The 2,542-nt window shown below is 72.4% G+C and carries 2 protein-coding genes; one reads left to right on the top strand and one right to left on the bottom strand.

The genetic code is table 11. From position 1 onward, the window contains the following. Positions 1-1,016: serine/threonine protein kinase (locus AOK00_RS29235; protein ID WP_055603242.1), on the top strand; the 1,016-nt coding region annotated here is incomplete at its 5' end. A 108-nt stretch (positions 1,017-1,124) separates the two neighbouring features. On the opposite strand, the gene AOK00_RS29240 is transcribed toward AOK00_RS29235, so the two are convergent. After that, the coding region (locus tag AOK00_RS29240) for a chitinase (RefSeq protein ID WP_055603243.1) at positions 1,125-2,542 on the bottom strand (1,418 nt) is incomplete at its 5' end.

Raw genomic sequence — 2,542 nt, forward strand, 5'->3', positions numbered from 1 at the left:
TCGTCCACCGCGACCTCAAGCCCGGCAACATCGTCATGGCCCCCGACGGGCCCCGTGTCCTCGACTTCGGCATCGCCCGCGCGCTGGAGTCGACCCGGCTCACCGCCACCGGCTCCGCCTTCGGCACTCCCGGCTACCTCGCCCCCGAACAGGCCCTCGGAGAGGAGGTCACGGGCGCGGCGGACGTCTTCGCGCTGGGTGCGGTGCTGGTCGCCGCGGCGGGCGGGCGGCCCTTCGGGGACGGGACGCCGATGGGCCTCATGTACCGCGCGGTCCACGAGGACCCGGACCTCGCCTCCGTACCCGAGCCCCTGCGCGGGCTCGTGGGCCGCTGCCTCTCGAAGGACCCGGCCGGACGGCCGACGCCGGAGGAGATCCTGGACGTGCTGGGGGAGGGGGCGCGGTACGGCGCGGGGACGGTGCCGCCGCCGACGGTCGTCGACGCGTCCGCGACGCCGAGCCATCCGGCCCCGCCGGGGTTCGGCCCGCCGCAGGACGCGATCCCGCCGTTGTACGGCCCGCCGCGGGCCGTGGTCCCGTCGACGCCGGCGCCGCCGCAGGCCGTGGTCCCGTCGCCGCCGGTGCCGCAGGCCGTGGTTCCGTCGACGCCGGTGCCGCCGCAGGCCGCCGTCCCGTCGCCGTACGCACCCCGGCCTCCGCACGACTCGGTCCCGCCGGGGTTCGGGCCGCCGACCCCCACCTTCTTCGTCCCGCCGCCGCCTGTCGCGCCGCCGCAGCCCGTGCCGGATTTCGTGGCCGCCGACAATGTGTACGGGATCGTCGTGGACGGCGCCGGAATCTGCCTCCAGCTGCTCGACGAGGAGGCGGAGTTCACCTGGCCCGAGATCGGAGCCGTACGGTACGAGCGGACCCGGCGCGGTCGGTGGCTGCGGATCGCCGTCGACCTCTACGACGGCACCAGCTACCTCTGCGAGATCGACGGCCGCCGGGCTGCCAGGGTCGAGGAGTGGGTCACCGGGCTGGACCGGATCCTGGTCCGGTTCCTGCCCAGGTGACGTCCGACGGCCGATGACCGGAACGGGGCCCGAGGGTCCGACGGCTGAGGAGACGACGCGGCGCCGCCGGGAGACCGGCGGCGCCGCGGGTGGTGCGGGATCGTCGCGTTACGGCAGGTTGTGGACGTGCGGGCCCACCGCGTTCGACCAGGCGTTGCCGGCCGTGGCGTCCCAGTTGGTCGACCAGGTCATGGCGCCGCGCAGCGTCGGCCAGGCCTGGGCCGGCTTGAAGGTGCCGCAGCTCGTGAGCTTGGTCAGGCAGTCGAGCGCGTTCTTCACGATCTGCGGGTCGACGTAGCCGCTGCCCGCGCCCCGCGTGGAGGCGGGGACGCCCAGGCCGACCTGCGACGGGGAGAGACCTCCCTGGATCTGGATGCAGGCGAGCGCGGTGAGGAAGTCCACCGAGCCCTGGCTGTAGACCTTGCCGTCGCAGCCGAGCATCGAACCGCTGTTGTAGTACTGCATGTTGACGACCGTGAGGATGTCCTTCACGGCGAGCGCGGTCTTGAAGTACTCCGTGCCCGTGTTCTGCATGTCGATGGTCTGCGGGGCCATCGTCAGGACGAGCGACGAACCGGCCTTGGCGGACAGCTGGCGCAGTGCCTTGGTCAGGTAGGTCGAGTTGATGCCGTGCTCGAGGTCGATGTCGACGCCGCTGAAGCCGTACTCCTGCATGAGGGCGTACGCGCTGTTCGCGAAGGCCGTCGCGGAGGCGTCACTGTTGATCGTGACGTTCCCCTTCTCGCCGCCGACCGAGATGATGACGGACTTGCCGGCGGCCTTCTTCGCGGCGATGTCCGCCTTGAAGTCGGCGACCGAGGCGTAGCCGACGGCCGGGTCGAGGTTGAAGACGATCTGGCCGGCCGTGGTCGTCGAGTCGGCGAACGAGACGGCGATGATGTCGTACTGCGCCTGCACGTCCCGCAGCTTCTGGACCGTGGCGCCGTTGTTGAAGTTCTGCCAGTAGCCGGTGAGGGTGTGCTTGGGCACGGCCGGGCCGGGGCCCGGGTCGGTGACCTTGGCGGTCCTGGCCGAGACGGCGCCGGACTTCGCGGACTCGCCCGCGGAGTTCGTCGCGGCGACCTGGAACTGGTACGCCGTGTCGGCCGTGAGTCCGCTGATCGTGGCCGAAGTGCCGCTCACCGTCTGCGGGTTGCCGCCGTCCCGGTACACCTTGTAGCCCGTGGCGCCGGAGACCGCGCCCCAGCGCAGGTCGACCGAGGAGGAGGTGACGGTGCCCGCGGCGAGACCGGCCGGGGTGGACGGGACCACCGGGTCGGGGTCCTGGCCGCCGCCCCCGTCGGGGCCGAAGACGCTGACGTCGTCGACGGAGTACGGGGAGGTGCCGTACCAGCCGTGGGTGTAGATCTCGACGGACGTGGTGCTCGCCCCGGTGGTGAAGGTGGTGGTGAGCTGCTTCCAGGCGGCGCTGTCGGGCGTCCAGGTGGAGACGCTGCCGGAGCCGGTCCCGGTGTTGTTCGCGCCGAGGTAGGCGTAGCCGCCCTGGACCCAGGCGCTCAGCGTGT

Source organism: Streptomyces aureus (assembly GCF_001418135.1).
GTDB lineage: Bacteria > Actinomycetota > Actinomycetes > Streptomycetales > Streptomycetaceae > Streptomyces > Streptomyces aureus_A.